The organism is Kitasatospora sp. NPDC092948 (assembly GCF_044754805.1).
In the GTDB taxonomy this organism is placed as follows: Bacteria; Actinomycetota; Actinomycetes; order Streptomycetales; family Streptomycetaceae; genus Kitasatospora.
The window spans coordinates 208,089-225,081 of sequence record NZ_JBIVPU010000004.1 but is presented as its reverse complement, the minus strand read 5'-3'; the positions used below and the strand labels follow the sequence as shown (position 1 = coordinate 225,081).

Sequence of the window (16,993 nt, the reverse complement as noted above, 5' to 3'; positions counted from 1 at the left end):
GACGTCCGATGCTGCCTGTTTCCGTTCGCCGCGCCGCGGCGACCGTCGATGCGAAGACCCCCGCCACCCGTGACCGCGCCCTGGACGGGCTGCGCGCCGTGGCGCTGCTGTCGGTGCCGCTGGGGCACTGGCTGCTCGGCGGGTTCACCCTGTCCGGCGGGGTGCTGCACAACGCGAGCCCGCTGGCGGCGCTGCCGTCCATGGCGCCGCTGAGCTGGGTGCTGCAGATGCTGGGGGTGTTCTTCCTGGTCGGCGGCCGGGCGTCGGCGCTGTCGCTGCGCCGCTCGGCCGAGCGCGGGGTGGGCGCCGCCGCCTGGCTGCGCGGCCGGGTGCTGCGGCTGGCCCGGCCGGTGCTGGGGGTGGCCGCGGTGTGGGCGGCGCTGATCCCGGTGCTGCGCGGGCTGGGGGTGCCGGCCGACACGGTTCGCACGGGGGCGGTGCTGATGGTGCAGCCGCTCTGGTACATCGCGATGTACCTGGTGCTGACGGCGCTGACCCCGCTGTGCGCCGGGTTCGGGGCCCGGACGAAGGGGTGGGCCCCGGCGCTGCTGCTGGCGGCCGTCGCACTGGTGGACCTGCTGCGGTACGGGCCTTGGGGGGCGTCGATGCCGGGGTGGTTGAGCCTGCTGAACCTGCTGCCGGGCTGGCTGTTCGCCTACCAGTTGGGCGTGGACTGGGCGCACGGCCGGATCTCCCGGGCCGGGGCGTGGCTGACGGCGGTCGGCGGGGCGGCGCTGTTCGCGGTGCTGCTGCTGGTGTTCCACTACCCGGCGAGCATGGTCGGCGTGCCGGGCGCGGCCCGCACCAACTCGCACCCGCCGTCCCTGCTGGTGCTGGCGCTGGCCTCGGTGCAGGGCGGTGCGGCGATGCTGTTGAAGGACCGGCTGGGCCGGGCGCTGCGCCGGCCGCTGCTGTGGCTGCCGGTGGTGGTGGTCAACCTGGGCGCGATGACGATCTTCTGCTGGCACCAGACCGCGATGTTCCTGACCGCGCTGGCCGGTTCGCGGCTGGGCGCGCTGCCGGGCCTGACCGCCGCCCCCGACTCCGGCCTGTGGGCACTCGAACGGCTGGCCTGGCTGCCGGTGTTCGCGCTGGTGCTGACCCTGGTCGGCCGCTGGGCCCGGCGCTTCGACGCACCGTGGCCGTCCCGCACCTGGCGGGCGGTGGCGACGGCGGGGGCGGCGCTGTTCGCGGTGTACGCGCTCGGTGCGGTCTGACGCCGCGTCAATCGCCCGACGCGCCGTCACCCCTCTTCTGTCGGCGCGGGGCCCTACCCTGGCCGCCATGGCGACCTTCGACGAACTGATCGCGCTGGCACTGCGGCTGCCGCAGGCGCACCGGGAGACCACCTGGGAGCAGGAGACGTTCCGGGTGGGCCGGAAGATCTTCGCGATGGGTCACCCGGAGTCGGGGCAGGTGTCGGTGAAGGCCACGGTGCCCGAGCAGGCCGAACTGATCGCCGCCGCGCCCGAGGTGTACTCGGTGGCTCCGTACACCGGCCGGTTCGGCTGGGTGCGGGTGGAACTCTCCCAGGTGGGGCCGGAGGAGCTGCGCGAACTGCTCACCGACGCCTGGCGTTCGATCGCCCCGAAGCGGGTCCGGGAGGGGTACGACGGGTAGCGTCCGGGGGAATGTGACGCGGAACACTGTTTGGCCCCTGCCCGGTGCGTCTGCCGCCCTCTACTCTGGCTGACTAGTAGTTGGCAGTCGTAGCACCATCGGGCCCGTCCCGCTGCGATGTCCCGGGCCAAGGGAGTGGACGCCATGCACCGCAGGCGGGTCAAGCGGATCCTGATCGGCGTGTTCGCGGGCTGCGCGGCGCTGGTGGACGCCGGCGCGGCGGTCGCCCAGGCGACCGCGTCCAGCGAGCAGCTGGCCATCACCAGCCCGCCGGCGGGCAGCACCGCCTGGGTCGCCGACAGCTCGTTCGGCCGCGCCCTGCCGGACCCGGCCACCGCCGACCCGGCCACCGTGGCCGCCTTCTTCACCTCGCTGACGAGCACCGATCTCGACCGGCTGATCCTCGAATACCCGCTGGTGGTCGGCAACTTGGACGGCGCGCCGCTGGCCGTCCGGTACCGCGCCAACCGGGAGGCGATCGCCGTCGAGCGCGACCGGTCCCGGCAGCGCGCCGAGGACCGCACCCTGGACCCGGCCGCCCGTGCACTGGCCGTCTCCCGCGCCAACGACTCCGAGGCGCTGCTCGCCCCCGGCCGGCAGATCCTCGCCTTCGACCCGCGCGGCCGCGGCCTGGTCACCGAGGTGTACGGCAACCTGGCCGCCGCCCAGCGGGTCGCCGTCCTGGTGCCCGGTTCGGACGCCGACCTCGGCCACTTCGACCAGGCCGTCGACCCGCTGCGCTCGCCCGCCGGCATGGGCCGCGCCCTGTACGCCGAGGAGCGCGCCCAGTCCCCCGGCACCCGCACCGCGGTGGTCGCCTGGACCGGCTACGTCACCCCGCAGGGCCTCGGCCCGGACGCGGCCACCTCCCGGCTCGCCGAGGCCGCCGCGCCGCGGCTGGAGCGGCTGCTCGCCGGCCTCCAGCAGACCAGCCACCCGGAGGCGCCGCCCGCGCTGCTCTGCCACTCGTACGGCTCGGTGGTGTGCGGCACCGTCGCCCCGTCCGTGCACGACGCGAAGCCCACCGACCTGGTGGCGTTCGGCAGCCCCGGGATGGGCGTCGATTCGGCCGCCGAGCTCGGCACCGGCGTCCGGGTGTGGGCGGCCCGCAACCCCGCCGACTGGATCGGCAACGTCCCCTACCTGGAGGTCGGCGGCCTCGGCCACGGCGCCGACCCGACCACCCAGGCGTTCGGCGCCAGGACCGTCTCCTCCGCGGGCGCCAGCGGCCACAACGGCTACCTGGCCGAAGGCACCGCCAGCCTGCACAACTTCGCGGCTATCGCCCTCGGCCACTACGGCGACGTCAGCCGCCCGACCGTCCTCGGCAGCTGACGGCCCCTCACTCCTCGCGGGCGTCCGCCGTGCTGCTCATGTCGGCGTAGCGGTTGCCCGCCACCTTGCCCGCGATGGGCTCCAGCTCGGCCAGCTCCGCCCCGGACAGCCGCAGCCCGGCCGCCGCGGTGTTCTCCTCCAGCCGGGAGCGCTTGCGGGTGCCCGGGATCGGCACCACGCTCAGGCCGTGCACCTCGGCCCGCTGCTGCACCCAGGCCAGCGCGACCTGCGCGGCCGTCACGCCGCGGGCCTCCGCGATCCGGCGGATCGGCACCACCAGGGACGCGTTGGCCGCGGCGTTCTCGCCGGAGAACTGCGGGTGCAGCCGCCGGTAGTCGTCCGCCGACAGCTCCTCGGCCGCGCTGAACGCCCCGGTCAGGAAGCCCCGGCCGAGCGGCGAGTACGGCACCAGCGCCACGCCCAGCTCGGCCGCCGCCGGCACCGCGGTGCGCTCGACCTCCCGGGAGAAGATCGACCACTCGGACTGCAGCGCCGCGATCGGGTGCACCGCGTGCGCCTCGCGCAGCTCCGCGCCCGTCACCTCGGACAGGCCCAGGTGCTTCACCTTGCCCGCCGCCACCAGCTCCGCCATCGTCCCGACCGACTCGGCCAGCGGCACCTTCGGGTCACGCCGGTGCATGTAGTACAGGTCGATCTCGTCCACGCCGAGCCGGCGCAGCGAGGCGTCCACCGCACGGCGGATGTACTCCGGGCTGTTGTTGACGCCCCGGTAGCCCGGCTCCCCGTCCTGCCACTCGTTGGCGAACTTGGTGGCCAGCACCACCCGGTCGCGGTGCGCCCGGACGAACGGGCCGATCAGCTCCTCGTTGGCGCCCTTGCCGTACATGTCGGCGGTGTCGAACAGGGTGACGCCCAGTTCCAGCGCCCGCTCCAGGGTGGCCAGCGCCTCCGCCGTGTCGGTCGGCCCGTAGAACGCGCTCATCCCCATGCAACCCAGGCCCTGCACGCCCACGGTCGGACCGTCGACGCCCAGCCGGGTGGTCTCCATGCTGCTCATGCGCTCTTCCTCTCCTCGAACGACCGGTGATTGACGGTCGGTCACGCCTCGCGGGCGTCCGACGTGTTGCTCATGTCCGCGTACCGGGGGCCCTGCACCCGGCCGCCGATCAGGTCCAGCTCGGCCAGCTCCTGCGCCGTCAGCTTCAGCGCGGTGGCCGCCGCGTTCTCCGTCAGCCGGCTGCGCTTGCGGGTGCCCGGGATCGGCACCACCGTCAGGCCGTGCACCTCGGCCCGCTGCTGCACCCAGGCCAGCGCGACCTGCGCGGCCGTCACGCCGCGCTCGGCGGCGATCTTCCGGATCGGCGCGACCAGCTCCGCGTTCCCGGCCGCGTTCTCGCCGGTGAACTGCGGCAGGTGGCGCCGGAAGTCGTCCTGGCCCAGCTTCCCGGCGTCGGCGAACGCCCCGGTCAGGAAGCCCCGGCCGAGCGGCGAGTACGGCACCAGCGCCACGCCCAGCTCGGCCGCCGCCGGCACCGCGGAGCGCTCCGGGCCCCGGGCGAACAGCGACCACTCGGACTGCAGCGCCGCGATCGGGTGCACCGCGTACGCCTCCCGCAGCTCCGGACCGGTCACCTCGGACAGGCCCAGGTGCTTCACCTTGCCGGCCGCGACCAGCTCGGCCATCGCCCCGACCGACTCGGCCAGCGGCACCTCGGGGTTGCGCCGGTGCATGTAGTACAGGTCGATCTCGTCCACGCCGAGCCGGCGCAGCGACGCGTCCACCGCCTGCCGGATGTACGCCGGGTCGTTGTTGACGCCCCGGTAGGCCGGGTCGTCGGCACGCCGCTCGATCCCGAACTTGGTGGCCAGCACCACCTGGTCGCGGTGCGCCCGGACGAACGGGCCGATCAGCTCCTCGTTGGCGCCCATGCCGTAGATGTCGGCGGTGTCGAACAGGGTCACCCCGAGTTCCAGCGCCCGGCCGAGGGTGGCCAGCGCCTCCTCGGTGTCGGTCGGCCCGTAGAACTCGCTCATCCCCATGCAGCCCAGGCCCTGCACGCCCACGACGGGTCCGTTGCTGCCCAGCCGGGTGGTCTCGATGCTGCTCATGCGCTCTTCCTGTCCTCGCTCGGGTGGTTCGCCGTCGTCCCGTCGCCGTCCGCACCGGCCGCGACCGCCTCCTCCTGCTCGCCGTACATGTCGATCTTCCGATCGATCACGGCGAGCGTGGCGTGCAGGTCCGCCAGCCGCTGCCGGACCTCCTCCCGGTGCTCCACCAGCAGCCGCCGGCGCTCGGCCCGGGTGGCGTCCCCGTCCCGCACCAGCTCGATGTACCGGACCATGTCGGCCACCGGCATCCCGGTCAGCCGGAGCTTGGTCAGGAACGCCAGCCGGGCCAGGTCCGCATCGCTGTACCGGCGCTGGCCCGCGTGCGAGCGGTCCACCCGGTCGAGCAGGCCGATCCGCTCGTACCAGCGCAGCGTGTGCGCCGAAAGTCCGCTGGTCGCGGACACCTCGCTGATCCCGTGCCGCGGCGTCCGGTCGGGCACCGGAATCGGCGAACCGAACGCCTGCTCACAGCCCGACAGTTGAGAAACCCGCTGCGCTGACGCTGCCATCTGGAACTTGACCCCCGGTCTCGGCGACGACGACTCCGACGCTACTCAGTTGGAGCGCACTCCAAGCAAGCCTGGCACACCGGATCTCCCCACCCGTCGTTTAGAGTTCCGCCCATGCAGAGCTTGCGCATGATCGAGGACTGGCCGGTACCGAACGCCGCTGCGACGGTCGTACGAAGCGACGGCGCCGTACTCGCCGCGCACGGCCCGCAGGACCACCTGTTCCCGCTCGCCTCCGTCACCAAGCTGCTCAGCGCCTACGCGGCGCTGATCGCCGTCGAGGAAGGCGTCTTCGAACTCGACGACCCGGCCGGCCCCGACGGCTCCACCGTCCGCCACCTGCTGGCCCACACCTCCGGCCTGGCCTTCGACGAACACCGCGTGATGGCCGCCCCCGGCAACCGCCGCCTCTACTCCAACGCAGGCTTCGACGTCCTCGCCGCCACCCTCGAACACGCCTCCGGCATCCCGTTCGCCCAGTACGCGGCCGAGGCCGTCTTCCAGCCGCTCGGCATGCACGCCACCCTGATCAACACCGCCCACCGCGCGCCCGCCGGCGCGGGCGGCCTCTCCACCGCCGCCGACCTCGCCCGCTTCGCGGCCGAACTCCAGTCCCCCAAGCTGCTCGACCCGGCCACCCTCCACGCCGCGACCCGCGAGGTCGCCTTCCCCGGCACCAACGGCGTCCTCCCCGGCTTCGGCCACCGCCGCCCCAACGACTGGGGCCTCGGCTTCGAGATCCGCGACCACAAGACCCCGCACTGGACCGGCACCACCAACTCCCCCGCCACCTTCGGCCACTTCGGCCAGTCCGGCACCTTCCTCTGGGTCGACCCCACCGCGAACCTCGCCTGCCTCGCCCTCACCGACCGCGACTTCGGCCCGTGGGCAGCGGAGGTGTGGCCCCAGCTCAGCGACGCGATCCTCTCCGAGGGGTGAGAAAACCCGCCGGGCCCCGGGGACACCTGCACGAGAGCGGACAGGCGCGAGAGCAGATGGGCGCGAATCCAGGGGCGCGGGGAACTGCGCGACAAGCGCAAGTCACGTCCGCGAGGTCGCGATCAAGTGCAGGTCATTGTCCCTCGTCGCGATCTTTCCGACGTGGTGCCTTCCGCTTCGCGCAGTTCCTCGCGCCCCTGGACTCGCGCCCACTCGCTCGCGTTCAGCCGCTCGCGTTCAGCCGAACTGCAAAGGCGTGTGCATCTCCCAGAGCAGCAGCTCGACGCCGCTCTCCCCCGCCGTCGGATCCGCGAACGCGTCCCCCGTGATCCGGATCGCGTCGCCGGCACTCGCCGACCGCCCGCCGCCCTGCGGGCCCGGGACGGTGCGGTAGCCGAGCGAGCCCGAAACCACGTGCACGTAGCGGAACGGCGCGGCCGGCAACGGAGGCAGCGCCGCCCACGCCCCGGCCCGGACCAGCCAGAGGGCCGCGTCCGCCCGCCGCAGGCGCAGCGCTTCGTCCGTGGGCCGTCCCGAGGCCAGCAGGGTCAGTCCGTCCACCACCGCGACGGACCGGATCCCGAACCCCGGCTCGGAGCCGAACTGATCGGGCTGGAGCCACATCTGAAGGAACGTCACAGCCTCGGAGGCCCCGCCGAGGTTCCGCTCGGTGTGGGTGATGCCGGAGCCCGCGGACTGCACCTGGACCATCCCGGGCCGGACCACGCTCGCGTGGCCCGCGTCGTCCCGGTGAGCGAGTGCGCCGCCGGTCACCCAGGTGACGATCTCGGTGTCGGTGTGCCGGTGGGCGTCGTACCCGGCGCCGGGGGCGAGGGTCTCCTCGTTGCAGGCGAGCAGTGCGCCGAAGGAGGTGTTCTTCGGGTCGTAGTGCCCGGCGAAGGAGAACGCGTGCCGGGCGGTGATGCCTTCGGCGGGTTCCGACAGGTAACGCTCGGCACTGCGGCGCAGGTCGGCGCGGCCGCGGTCCTTCCGCCCGGCGGCGGGCGCCGGTCCGGCGGTTTCGAGGGGGTGCCCGTCCTGGGCCGAGGAATCCACGCTCACGGGCACCACGGTAGCCGGTGTGACCGGTGCCACCGGCGTTCTCGGCGCGGGGTGTGCACGAGCACCCGTCCGCGTGAGGCAGGCTAGTGCCGTGCCATCCGCTTCAGCGAAACCCGACAAAGCATCCGACCGGACGTCCGGCGAGCCCCCGTCCTCGGAGCGGCCCGCCGACCGCGGCCCGGAGAAGAGGACCGCGAAACGTCCGGGGCAGCCGTCCCGCGCCGCCGCGGTGCCCGGCCGCGGCCGGATGACCGCCGAGGAGCGCCGCCTCGCGGCGGATCGCGCCGAGTTGCGGGCGGCGACGCTGAAGCGCCTGGAGAAGTCCGCGGGCAAGCTGGCGTCCGCGGCGATCGCCCGGATGGACGATCAACTGGCCTGGTACCGGCGGATGCCGCCGGAGCACCGGTCGTGGATCGGCCTGGTCGCGCAGGCCGGTATCGCGGCGTTCACCGAGTGGTACCGGCACCCGGAGGCGCCGCAGGCGATCTCCACCGACGTGTTCGGCACCGCGCCCCGGGAGTTGACCCGGGCAATCACGCTGCGGCAGACGGTGGAGCTGATCCGCACCACGATCGAGGTGATGGAGGAGGCCATCGAGGAGGTGGCCGCGCCCGGCGACGAGGCGGGCATGCGCGAGTCGGTGCTGGTCTACGCCCGGGAGATCGCCTTCGCCACCGCCCAGGTGTACGCGCAGGCCGCGGAGGCCCGCGGCGCGTGGGACGCCCGGCTGGAGGCCCTGGTGGTCAACTCGCTGCTGTCCGGGGACGCCGACGAGGGCGTGCTGTCCCGGGCGGCGGCGCTGGGCTGGGGCCAGCCGAGCCAGGTGCGGGTGGTGATGGGCAGCGCCCCCGACGGGGACAGCGAGCTGGTGGTGGAGGCCATCCGGCGGGCCGCCCGTTACGCCAAACTGCACGTGCTGACCGGAGTGCTGGGCCGCCGGCTGGTGGTGGTGGTCGGCGGCGAGAAGGAGCCGGTGCACGCGGCCCGGGCGCTGATCGGCCAGTTCGCGCCGGGCCCGGTGGTGGTCGGTCCGACGGTCGGCGATCTGCTGTCGGCGACCCGCTCGGCGCACGCCGCCGCGCAGGGCCTGAAGGCGTGCGCGGCGTGGCCGGACGCGCCGCGCCCGGTGCTCGCCGACGACCTGTTGCCGGAACGCGCGCTGGCGGGCGACGAGGTGGCTCGCCGTCAGCTGGTGGAGGAGATCTACACACCTCTGGAGGAGGCCGGTTCGGCACTCCTGGAGACACTGAGCGTCTATCTGGAGCAGGCGTCCTCGCTGGAGGGCGCCGCCCGGATGCTCTTCGTCCACCCGAACACCGTCCGCTACCGGCTGCGTCGTGTGACTGATGTCACCGGCTATGCTCCGTCGGACGTACGTTCGGCGTTCACCCTGCGCATCGCCCTTGCCCTGGGGCGTCTCGGTTCCGGGCCTGATCAGGGCTGATCGAACTGTAGGGAATCCACAATCCGACGTGCTTTTCTTCGTCATCGTCGCCTACCCGCCCCACGGCGTCCGGCGAGAGAGGGTTGAACCGTGCTCGTTATCGTCGCCCCTGGACAGGGTGCCCAGACTCCCGGCTTCCTCAACCCCTGGCTCGAACTGGACGGCGTCGCCGACCGGCTGCGCCAGTGGTCGGCGGTGGCCGGCCTCGACCTGGTGCACGCCGGAACCGAGGCCTCCGAGGAGGAGATCAAGGACACCGCGGTCGCCCAGCCGCTGCTGGTGGCCGCCGGCCTGGTGACCGCTCAGGCGCTGCTGCCGCAAGGCGTGTCCGCCTCGGTCGGCGCGGTGGCCGGCCACAGCGTCGGTGAGATCACCGCCGCGGCGCTGGCCGGTGTGCTGTCCGAGCAGGACGCGCTGGCCTTCGTCCGCGAGCGCAGCCTCGGCATGGCGGAGGCCGCCGCGGCCGTCGCGACCGGCATGATGGCGGTGCTCGGCGGCGACCCGGAGGCGGTCGCCGAGAAGCTCGCCGAACACGGGGTCACCCCGGCGAACAACAACGGCGGCGGCCAGATCGTCGCGGCCGGCACGCTGGAGCAGCTGGCCGCGCTGAAGGCGGACCCGCCGGCCGGCGCGCGGCTGATCGCGCTGAAGGTCGCGGGCGCGTTCCACACCGCGCACATGGCCCCGGGGGTGGCCCGGCTGGAGAAGCTGGCGCCGACCCTGACCGCGGCCGACCCGACGGTGACCTACCTGTCCAACAAGGACGGCGAGGTCGTCGGCGACGGCGCCGAGGTGCTGGCCCGCCTGGTCTCGCAGGTGTCCAACCCGGTCCGCTGGGACCTGTGCATGGAGACCCTGCAGCAGCTGGGCGCGACCGCCGTGATCGAGCTGTCCCCCGCCGGAACCCTCACCAACCTGGTCAAGCGGAACGTCAAGGGCGTCGCAACGCTGGCCCTGAAGTCCCCCGCCGATCTCGACCGGGCCCGCGAGCTCGTGGCCGAGCACGGCAACCAGGAGAAGTCCGCATGAGTGCCACCATCAAGCCGGCCACCGGCGCCCAGTTCTCGCGCATCCTCGGGGTCGGCGGCTACCGCCCGACCCGGGTGATCCCGAACGCCGAGGTGCTGAACTGGATCGATTCCTCGGACGAGTGGATCCGGTCCCGTTCCGGCATCGCGGAGCGCCGCTGGGCCGGTCCGGAGGAGTCCGTCGCCGAGATGTCGGTGCGGGCGGCCGAGCGGGCCGTCGCGATGTCCGGGATCGCTCCCGAGCAGATCGGCGGCGTCATCGTCGCCACCGTCTCGCACCTGAAGCAGACCCCGGCGATCGCCACCGAGATCGCCCAGCGGCTCGGCTGCGGCACCGCCCCGGCGTTCGACATCTCCGCCGCCTGCGCGGGCTTCGGCTACGGCCTGAGCCTGGCCGACGGCATGGTGCGCGGCGGCAGCGCCGAGTACGTGCTGGTGATCGGCGTGGAGCGGCTCTCCGACCTGACCGACAAGTCGGACCGCTCGACCGCGTTCATCTTCGGCGACGGCGCGGGCGCCGCGATCGTCGGCCCGTCCGACACGCCCGGCATCGGCAAGGTGGTCTGGGGTTCGGACGGCTCGCAGGCCGAGGTGATCTCGCAGACCAAGGCCTGGGACACTGCCTTCGCCAAGCCCGACGCCGTCAACGGCGCGGGCGAGGAGGTCAAGTGGCCGGCGCTGCGGATGGAGGGCCAGACGGTCTTCCGCTGGGCCGTCTACGACATGGCGAAGGTCGCCCAGCAGGCGCTGGACGCCGCCGGGATCACCGCCGACCAGCTCGGCGCGTTCATCCCGCACCAGGCCAACATGCGCATCATCGACGCCATGATCAAGACGCTGAAGCTGCCCGCCGAGGTCCCGGTGGCCCGCGACATCGTCGAGACCGGCAACACCTCCGCCGCCTCCATTCCGCTCGCCATGGAGCGGATGCTGGAGCGCGGCGAGGCCAAGAGCGGCGACCTTGCGCTGATCATCGGCTTCGGGGCCGGACTGGTCTACGCCGCAGCAGTCGTTACTCTCCCCTAGGCGTTTTTCTCCACCCTGAAAACCCGCGACGGTCCGCCGGACCGTTCGCCGTCACCACCGAAGAGGAGCAGCCGATATGGCTACCCAGACCGAGGTTCTCGAAGGTCTCGCCGAGATCGTGAACGAGATCGCCGGCATTCCGGTCGAGGACGTCGAGCTCGACAAGTCCTTCACCGACGACCTGGACGTCGACTCGCTGTCCATGGTCGAGGTCGTCGTCGCCGCCGAGGAGCGCTTCGGCGCGAAGATCCCGGACGACGAGGTCAAGAACCTGAAGACCGTCGGCGACGCGGTGAACTTCATCGTCGCCAACGTCTGACCGACCGTCAGGCTGCCGGTCGGGGCGCGCCCGTCGCGCCCCGGCCGTCCCCCTTTCCGTCCGGCTCGTCCGGCCCTCCGCTCAACGTAGAGAAGAAGAACCAGTGACTGCTGAAAACCGCACCGTGGTCGTCACGGGTATCGGCGCCTTCACGCCGCTGGGCGGCGACGCCGCCTCATTCTGGGAGGGCCTGCTGGCAGGCCGGTCCGGGGTCCACGCCCTCACCGAGGAGTGGGCCGCCGACCTGCCCGTGCGGATCGCCGCCCGGGTCGCCGTCGAGCCGTCCGAGATCCTGCCCCGCCCGGTGGCCCGCAAGCTGGACCGCTCGGCCCAGTTCGCGCTGATCGCCGCCCGCGAGGCCTGGAAGGACGCGGGCTACGAGGGTCCGGCCACCGCCGAGTCCAACGAACTCGTCCCCGAGCGCCTGGGCGCGGTCATCGCCTCCGGCATCGGTGGCGTCACCACCCTGCTCGACCAGTACGACGTGCTCAAGGAGCAGGGCGTCCGCAAGGTCTCCCCGCACACCGTCCCGATGCTGATGCCCAACTCCCCGGCCGCCAACGTCGGCCTGGAGGTCGGCGCCCGGGCCGGCGTGCACACCCCCGTCTCCGCCTGTGCCTCCGGCGCCGAGGCGATCGGCTACGCGATCGAGATGATCCGCAACGGCCGCGCCGACGTCGTGGTGGCCGGCGGCACCGAGGCGGCGGTCCACCCGCTGCCCATCGTCGCCTTCTCCAACATGATGGCGATGTCCAAGAACAACGACGACCCCGAGCACGCCTCCCGCCCGTACGACAAGGCCCGGGACGGCTTCGTCCTCGGCGAGGGCGCCGGCGTCATCGTGCTGGAGTCGGCCGAGCACGCGGCCGCCCGCGGCGCCCGGGTGTACTGCGAGGCGATCGGCCAGGGCCTGTCCTCGGACGCCCACCACATCGCCCAGCCGGAGCCGACCGGCGCCGGTGTGGCCCGTGCCATCGCCGACCTGTTCGACCGCAACGACATCGAGAAGTCCGAGGTGGTGCACGTCAACGCGCACGCCACCTCCACCCCGCAGGGTGACACCGCGGAGATCAAGGCACTGCGCCGGGAGCTCGGCGAGCACCTGGAGCACGTGGCGATCTCCGCCACCAAGTCGATGACCGGCCACCTGCTCGGCGGCGCCGGCGGCATCGAGACGGTCGCCACCATCCTGGCCCTGTACAACCGGGTCGCCCCGCCGACCGTCAACGTGGTCGACCTGGACGACGACATCGACGCCGACATCGTCCGCGACGAGCCCCGCAAGCTCCCGGTCGAGGGCCGCATCGCCGCCCTCAACAACTCCTTCGGCTTCGGCGGCCACAACGTGGTGCTGGCCTTCCGCACCGCCTGACACCCGCGCGGGCGACTGCGCGACCGGCCCGGCACTCCGTCGGAGTGCCGGGCCGGTCCCGTGTCACACCACTTGGTGCAGCCACCTGACCGGCGCGCCCTCCCCCGCGTACCGGAACGGCTCCAGCTCGTCGTCCCACGGCTTGCCGAGCAGCCGGCCGAGCTCCGCCTCCAGGTCGCCGCCCTCGCTGCGGGAGCGCAGCAGCACGGCCCGCAGCCGGTCCTCGGGGATCAGGATGTCGCCGTGGATGCCGGTGACGGCGTGGAAGATGCCGAGGCTGGGCGTGGAGGAGTACCGCTCGCCCTCGGCCGCGGCGGAGGGCTCGCTGGTCACCTCGTAGCGCATCAACTGCCAGCCGCGCAGCGCCGAGGCGAGCTTGGAGGCGGTGCCGGGCTCTCCCTGCCAGGAGAGTTCGGACCGCCAGTGGCCGGGCGCGACGGGCTGCCTGATCCAGTCGAGGTTGACCCGCACGCCGAGAACGCCCGCCACCGCCCACTCGACGTGCGGGCACAGCGCGCGTGGCGCGGAGTGGATGTAGAGCACACCACGTGTCGTCACCGGGACCTCCTGGCTGTGGACGAGGGTCGCCTTCCCCAGCTGCCTCGCGCCGTCGCCTAGGTACTGACCAGTGGCTACCCCGTGACGCTCAACTTATTCGACATTAGGTCATCAAATCGAGCAAAACGGACAAGCTTTCACTCCATGCTAGTCGGTTCCCCCGGGAGGTCTACCCCCACAGCGCCCACCTCCCCCGAACGGACCTAAACGCGCGCCCCCACCGGATCGCACGTCCGGCGGGGGCGGGTTGACGACGCCTCATCTGACGTATCGTCAATTCTTCTGACATTCGGGCCGGTTCTCAGACCTGCACGACCATCTTTCCGATGTTGGCGCCGCGCAGCATGCCGAGGAAGGCCTCCACGGTGTTCTCCACGCCCTCGACCACGGTCTCGTCGTAGCGCAGCGAGCCGTCCCGCAGCCAGCCGCCGACCTCGTCGAGGAACCGGCCGCGCAGCGCGGCGTGGTCGCGGACCAGCATGCCCTGCAGGCGCAGCCGCTTTCCGACGGCCAGCGCCAGGTTGCGCGGCCCGGCCGGGGCGGAGGTGTCGTTGTACTGGGCGATGGCCCCGCACAGGGTGGCCCGGCCGTGCACCCGCAGGGCGCCGATCGCGGCCTCCAGGTGCTCGCCGCCGACGTTGTCGAAGTAGACGTCGATGCCGTCGGGGGCGGCCTCGGCGAGCAGGTCGGCGACCGGGCCGTCCTTGTAGTTGAAGGCGGCGTCGAAGCCGTAGTCGTCGACCAGGGTGGCGACCTTCTCGGCGGAGCCGGCCGAGCCGACGACCCGCGTCGCCCCCTTGAGCCGGGCGATCTGGCCGACCGTCGACCCGACCGCACCGGCCGCGCCGGAGACGAACACGGTGTCGCCCTCCCGGAACGAGGCGACCTCCAGCAGCCCCGCGTACGCGGTGAGTCCGGGCATGCCGAGCACGCCCAGGTAGGCGGAGAGCGGGGCGATACCGGGGTCGACCTTGACGGCGTGCGCGGCGTCCACCGTGGCGTACTCGCGCCAGCCGAGCCCGTGCAGCACGACGTCGCCGACCTGGAAGCCCTCCGCGTCGGCGGCGACCACGTGGCCGACCGCTCCGCCGTCCATCGGCGCGCCGAGCACGTACGGCGGCACGTAGGACTTCACGTCGTTCATCCGTCCACGCATGTAGGGGTCGACGGACAGGTAGGCGTTGCGCACGGTGATCTCGCCCGGGCCGGGCTGCCGGACCGGGGCTTCGACCAGGGCGAAGTCGCTCGCGACCGGCCAGCCCTGCGGGCGGGCGGTCAGGTGCCATTCGCGGCCGGTGGCGGGAAGGTCCTGCTCTGCCATCACACACTCCTCAATAACCTGAAATATTAACTTGCTCAAGTAATCCTGTGGATGAAAGGTTCATGTTGTCAACTGTTCAGCTAGACTCGGCGGCATGGAGAAGGAGCAGGTCATGGAACAGGCACCGGTCCCCACCGCCGACCCGATCACCGTCGAGGTCGTCGACCTCATGGCACGCCTCGTCGGGCTCTTCCACCGCGAGTACGAGGAAGCCGCCGCCGCCCGCTCGCTGACCGGCGCGCAGGCCAAGGTGCTGGCGCTGCTGCGGCGCGGCCCGATGCCGATGCGGCACATCGCCCAGACCCTCTCCTGCGAGCCGTCCAACGTCACCGGCATCGTCGACCGGCTGGAGGGCCGCGGCTTCGTCACCCGCGAGTCCGACCCGCAGGACCGCCGGGTGAAGCTGGTGGTCGCCACCGATTCCGGGTTGTCCGCCTCCTCCGAACTCCGCGAGTCGCTGAACTTCGCCCGCGAGCCGCTGGCCGCGCTGGACGCCCCGGAACGGGCCCAACTGCGGGACCTGCTGCGGCGGATGCTCGACTCCTCGGCCGACGACTGACCCTCCTTCGGAGCACCCTCCGGGCCTCCCGTCAGGCGATTCGCAGGCACCCCGGTTCGAGGCTCGAAAAATCTCTCGGAAATGATGGTTCGCGTGTAACCATTCCCGTCGCCGCACCGTCTAAGTGGTGACGACCGCCCCCTCCGCAGTGTCGCGGTGGCGGCAAGTGCCTGCCCTCGGGCACCAGTTCCCGTTGCGCGCAGAGAGATCCCGGACCGATGACCGACGACACCAAGAGTCCCGCCGCGGCCCCGTCCCGTGGCCGGGGCCGCCGAATAGCCCAGGGGCTCGGAGCCACCGCCGCTGTCCTGGTGGTCGTCGCCACCGGGCTCGGCGCCTGGTACTACCAGCGGCTCGACCACAACATCACGACCTTCGCCCCGGAAGGCATCGCCTCCACCCGCCCGCCGGCCGGGCCGCCCGCGCCCACCGGCGGACACCCCGTCAACGTCCTGCTGCTCGGCTCCGACACCCGGGACGACGGCAACAGCGACTTCGGCGGCGGCGACGAAGGGGTCGGGCGCTCCGACACCGCGATCCTGCTGCACGTCTACGCCGACCACAAACACGCCGTCGGCGTGTCGATCCCCCGGGACACCCTGGTCACCATCCCGCCGTGCCGGCTCGCGGACGGCCGGTGGACCACCGCCCGGGCCAACCAGATGTTCAACTCGGCTTTCAGCATCGGCGAGTTCAAGAACGGCAACCCCGCCTGCGCGCAGAACACCGTGGAGGAGCTGACCGGCCTGCGGGTGGACCACACCCTGGTCGTCGACTTCAAGGGCTTCGCCGCCATCACCCAGGCCGTCGGCGGCGTGGACGTGTGCATCCCCAACGACGTCAACGCCTACGGCATCCACCTGACCAAGGGCCGGCAGACCGTCGCCGGGCAGCAGGCCATCGACTACGTCCGCGCCCGGCACGGCCTCGGCGACAGCTCCGACATCGGCCGGATGCGCCGTCAGCAGGCGTTCATGTCCTCGCTGATCAAGAAGGTGCAGGGCGAGGGCTTCGACCTGACCACCCTGCTGCCGCTGGCCGACGCCGCCACCAAGTCGCTCACCGTCGACCCCGACCTCGGCTCGCCGTACAAGCTCGCCGAGTTCGCCCAGTCGCTGCAGAACATCAAGCTCGCCGACATCCAGTTCGTCACCATGCCCTGGCGGTTCCAGGGCGCCCGGGTCGCCATCGTGCAGCCCGACGCCGACATCCTGTGGAGCCTGCTCCGCCAGGACCGCACCCTGGACGGCCGCCTCACCGGCGACCCCGCCGTCCCGTCCGCCGGGGCCTCCTCGGCCGACCCCTCGGGTACCCCCTCCGCCGGCGCGTCCGGGAGCGCGTCCCCCGACGCCTCCGCGTCCCCGTCCGCCACCGACAGCCCCGACGGCGCCAACCTGGACGTGCCGATCGTGGTCCACAACGCCGCCAAGTCCTCCGGGCTGGCCGGACGCGCGGCGCTCGCACTGCGCGACAACGGCTACCGCGACATCACCGTCGGCGACAACACACCCGCCCGCAGCACCACGCTGATCGAGTACTCCCTCGACCTGCGCCCCGCCGCGGAACGCCTCGCCCGGCTCTACCCCGGCGCGGAACTCCGCGCCGCCACCCGGAGCGACGCCATCATCCTGACCCTCGGCCAGGACCGGGCCGGTGCCGACGCCCTCGCCGGCCCCACCCCCGGAACCTCCGGAGCCCCCGTCGGCGCCATCCCGTCCACCATCCCGACCGGCATCACCGAGAACACCCGCCCCGCCGACAGCGACCTCTGCAGCGACCTCAGCTTCGGCTGACCCGGCCGACCGCGCCCCGCTCCCCGCAGCGTCGCCTG

The 16,993-nt window shown here is 72.7% G+C and carries 17 protein-coding genes; 11 read left to right on the top strand and 6 right to left on the bottom strand.

Annotation, left to right across the window (positions count from 1 at the left end):
* Positions 1 to 8: 8 nt before the first annotated feature.
* The 3 genes from ACIQF6_RS14550 (at position 9) to ACIQF6_RS14540 (ending at position 2,955) form a co-directional block, all read left to right on the top strand.
* Positions 9 to 1,217, top strand: a complete 1,209-nt coding sequence (locus tag ACIQF6_RS14550; protein ID WP_400894290.1) for an acyltransferase — start codon at positions 9 to 11, stop codon at positions 1,215 to 1,217.
* Positions 1,218 to 1,284: 67 nt separating this feature from the next.
* Positions 1,285 to 1,620 (top strand): MmcQ/YjbR family DNA-binding protein, encoded by a 336-nt coding sequence (locus tag ACIQF6_RS14545; protein ID WP_400894288.1) that lies wholly within the window; start codon positions 1,285 to 1,287, stop codon positions 1,618 to 1,620.
* Between the two features lie 144 nt (positions 1,621 to 1,764).
* Entirely contained in the window at positions 1,765 to 2,955 is a 1,191-nt protein-coding gene (locus ACIQF6_RS14540) for an alpha/beta hydrolase (RefSeq protein ID WP_400894286.1), read from the top strand.
* 7 nt (positions 2,956 to 2,962) lie between these two features.
* Here ACIQF6_RS14540 and ACIQF6_RS14535 read toward each other — a convergent pair whose 3' ends face one another.
* Genes ACIQF6_RS14535 through ACIQF6_RS14525 form a run of 3 tightly spaced genes read right to left on the bottom strand, consistent with a single transcriptional unit; the run spans position 2,963 to position 5,534 of the window.
* Positions 2,963 to 3,973: an aldo/keto reductase gene (locus ACIQF6_RS14535; protein ID WP_400894284.1), complete on the bottom strand. Its 1,011-nt coding sequence runs from the start codon at positions 3,971 to 3,973 to the stop codon at positions 2,963 to 2,965.
* Positions 3,974 to 4,014: 41 nt separating this feature from the next.
* Entirely contained in the window at positions 4,015 to 5,025 is a 1,011-nt protein-coding gene (locus ACIQF6_RS14530) for an aldo/keto reductase (RefSeq protein ID WP_400894282.1), read from the bottom strand.
* Positions 5,022 to 5,534, bottom strand: a complete 513-nt coding sequence (locus ACIQF6_RS14525; RefSeq protein WP_400894279.1) for a MerR family transcriptional regulator — start codon at positions 5,532 to 5,534, stop codon at positions 5,022 to 5,024. The genes ACIQF6_RS14530 and ACIQF6_RS14525 overlap by 4 nt, the downstream gene beginning before the upstream one ends.
* Positions 5,535 to 5,648: 114 nt before the next feature.
* Between ACIQF6_RS14525 and ACIQF6_RS14520 the strand changes: the two genes are divergently transcribed.
* Entirely contained in the window at positions 5,649 to 6,473 is an 825-nt protein-coding gene (locus ACIQF6_RS14520) for a serine hydrolase domain-containing protein (protein ID WP_400894277.1), read from the top strand.
* A 237-nt stretch (positions 6,474 to 6,710) separates the two neighbouring features.
* Here the strand turns inward: ACIQF6_RS14520 and ACIQF6_RS14515 are convergent, their stop codons facing one another.
* Positions 6,711 to 7,535: a pirin family protein gene (locus ACIQF6_RS14515; protein ID WP_400894275.1), complete on the bottom strand. Its 825-nt coding sequence runs from the start codon at positions 7,533 to 7,535 to the stop codon at positions 6,711 to 6,713.
* A 247-nt stretch (positions 7,536 to 7,782) separates the two neighbouring features.
* Here ACIQF6_RS14515 and ACIQF6_RS14510 point away from each other — a divergent pair, with 247 nt between their 5' ends.
* The 5 genes from ACIQF6_RS14510 (at position 7,783) to fabF (ending at position 12,724) form a co-directional block, all read left to right on the top strand.
* Positions 7,783 to 8,979 carry a PucR family transcriptional regulator gene (locus tag ACIQF6_RS14510; RefSeq protein ID WP_400895323.1) on the top strand — a complete coding sequence of 399 codons (1,197 nt, stop codon included), beginning with the start codon at positions 7,783 to 7,785 and terminating at the stop codon, positions 8,977 to 8,979.
* A 90-nt stretch (positions 8,980 to 9,069) separates the two neighbouring features.
* Entirely contained in the window at positions 9,070 to 10,008 is a 939-nt protein-coding gene (locus ACIQF6_RS14505) for an ACP S-malonyltransferase (protein ID WP_400894273.1), read from the top strand.
* Positions 10,005 to 11,033 carry a beta-ketoacyl-ACP synthase III gene (locus ACIQF6_RS14500; RefSeq protein ID WP_400894271.1) on the top strand — a complete coding sequence of 343 codons (1,029 nt, stop codon included), beginning with the start codon at positions 10,005 to 10,007 and terminating at the stop codon, positions 11,031 to 11,033. Before ACIQF6_RS14505 ends, ACIQF6_RS14500 begins: the two co-directional genes overlap by 4 nt.
* A 76-nt stretch (positions 11,034 to 11,109) precedes the next feature.
* A complete protein-coding gene (locus ACIQF6_RS14495) occupies positions 11,110 to 11,352 on the top strand; it encodes an acyl carrier protein (protein ID WP_073812203.1) in 243 nt (80 codons plus the stop codon).
* 103 nt (positions 11,353 to 11,455) lie between these two features.
* The gene (gene fabF, locus ACIQF6_RS14490; protein WP_400894268.1) at positions 11,456 to 12,724 is read left to right on the top strand and encodes a beta-ketoacyl-ACP synthase II; all 1,269 of its coding nucleotides are present in this window, start codon (positions 11,456 to 11,458) and stop codon (positions 12,722 to 12,724) included.
* 63 nt (positions 12,725 to 12,787) lie between these two features.
* Here the strand turns inward: fabF and ACIQF6_RS14485 are convergent, their stop codons facing one another.
* Both ACIQF6_RS14485 and ACIQF6_RS14480 read right to left on the bottom strand, forming a co-directional pair.
* The gene (locus ACIQF6_RS14485) at positions 12,788 to 13,282 is read right to left on the bottom strand and encodes a DUF3145 domain-containing protein (protein ID WP_400894266.1); all 495 of its coding nucleotides are present in this window, start codon (positions 13,280 to 13,282) and stop codon (positions 12,788 to 12,790) included.
* A 301-nt stretch (positions 13,283 to 13,583) separates the two neighbouring features.
* Entirely contained in the window at positions 13,584 to 14,603 is a 1,020-nt protein-coding gene (locus ACIQF6_RS14480) for an NADP-dependent oxidoreductase (RefSeq protein ID WP_400894264.1), read from the bottom strand.
* A 94-nt stretch (positions 14,604 to 14,697) separates the two neighbouring features.
* Here ACIQF6_RS14480 and ACIQF6_RS14475 point away from each other — a divergent pair, with 94 nt between their 5' ends.
* A complete protein-coding gene (locus tag ACIQF6_RS14475) occupies positions 14,698 to 15,162 on the top strand; it encodes a MarR family winged helix-turn-helix transcriptional regulator (RefSeq protein ID WP_400894262.1) in 465 nt (154 codons plus the stop codon).
* 218 nt (positions 15,163 to 15,380) lie between these two features.
* Positions 15,381 to 16,955 (top strand): LCP family protein, encoded by a 1,575-nt coding sequence (locus tag ACIQF6_RS14470; protein WP_400894260.1) that lies wholly within the window; start codon positions 15,381 to 15,383, stop codon positions 16,953 to 16,955.
* The last annotated feature ends 38 nt before the right edge of the window (positions 16,956 to 16,993 follow it).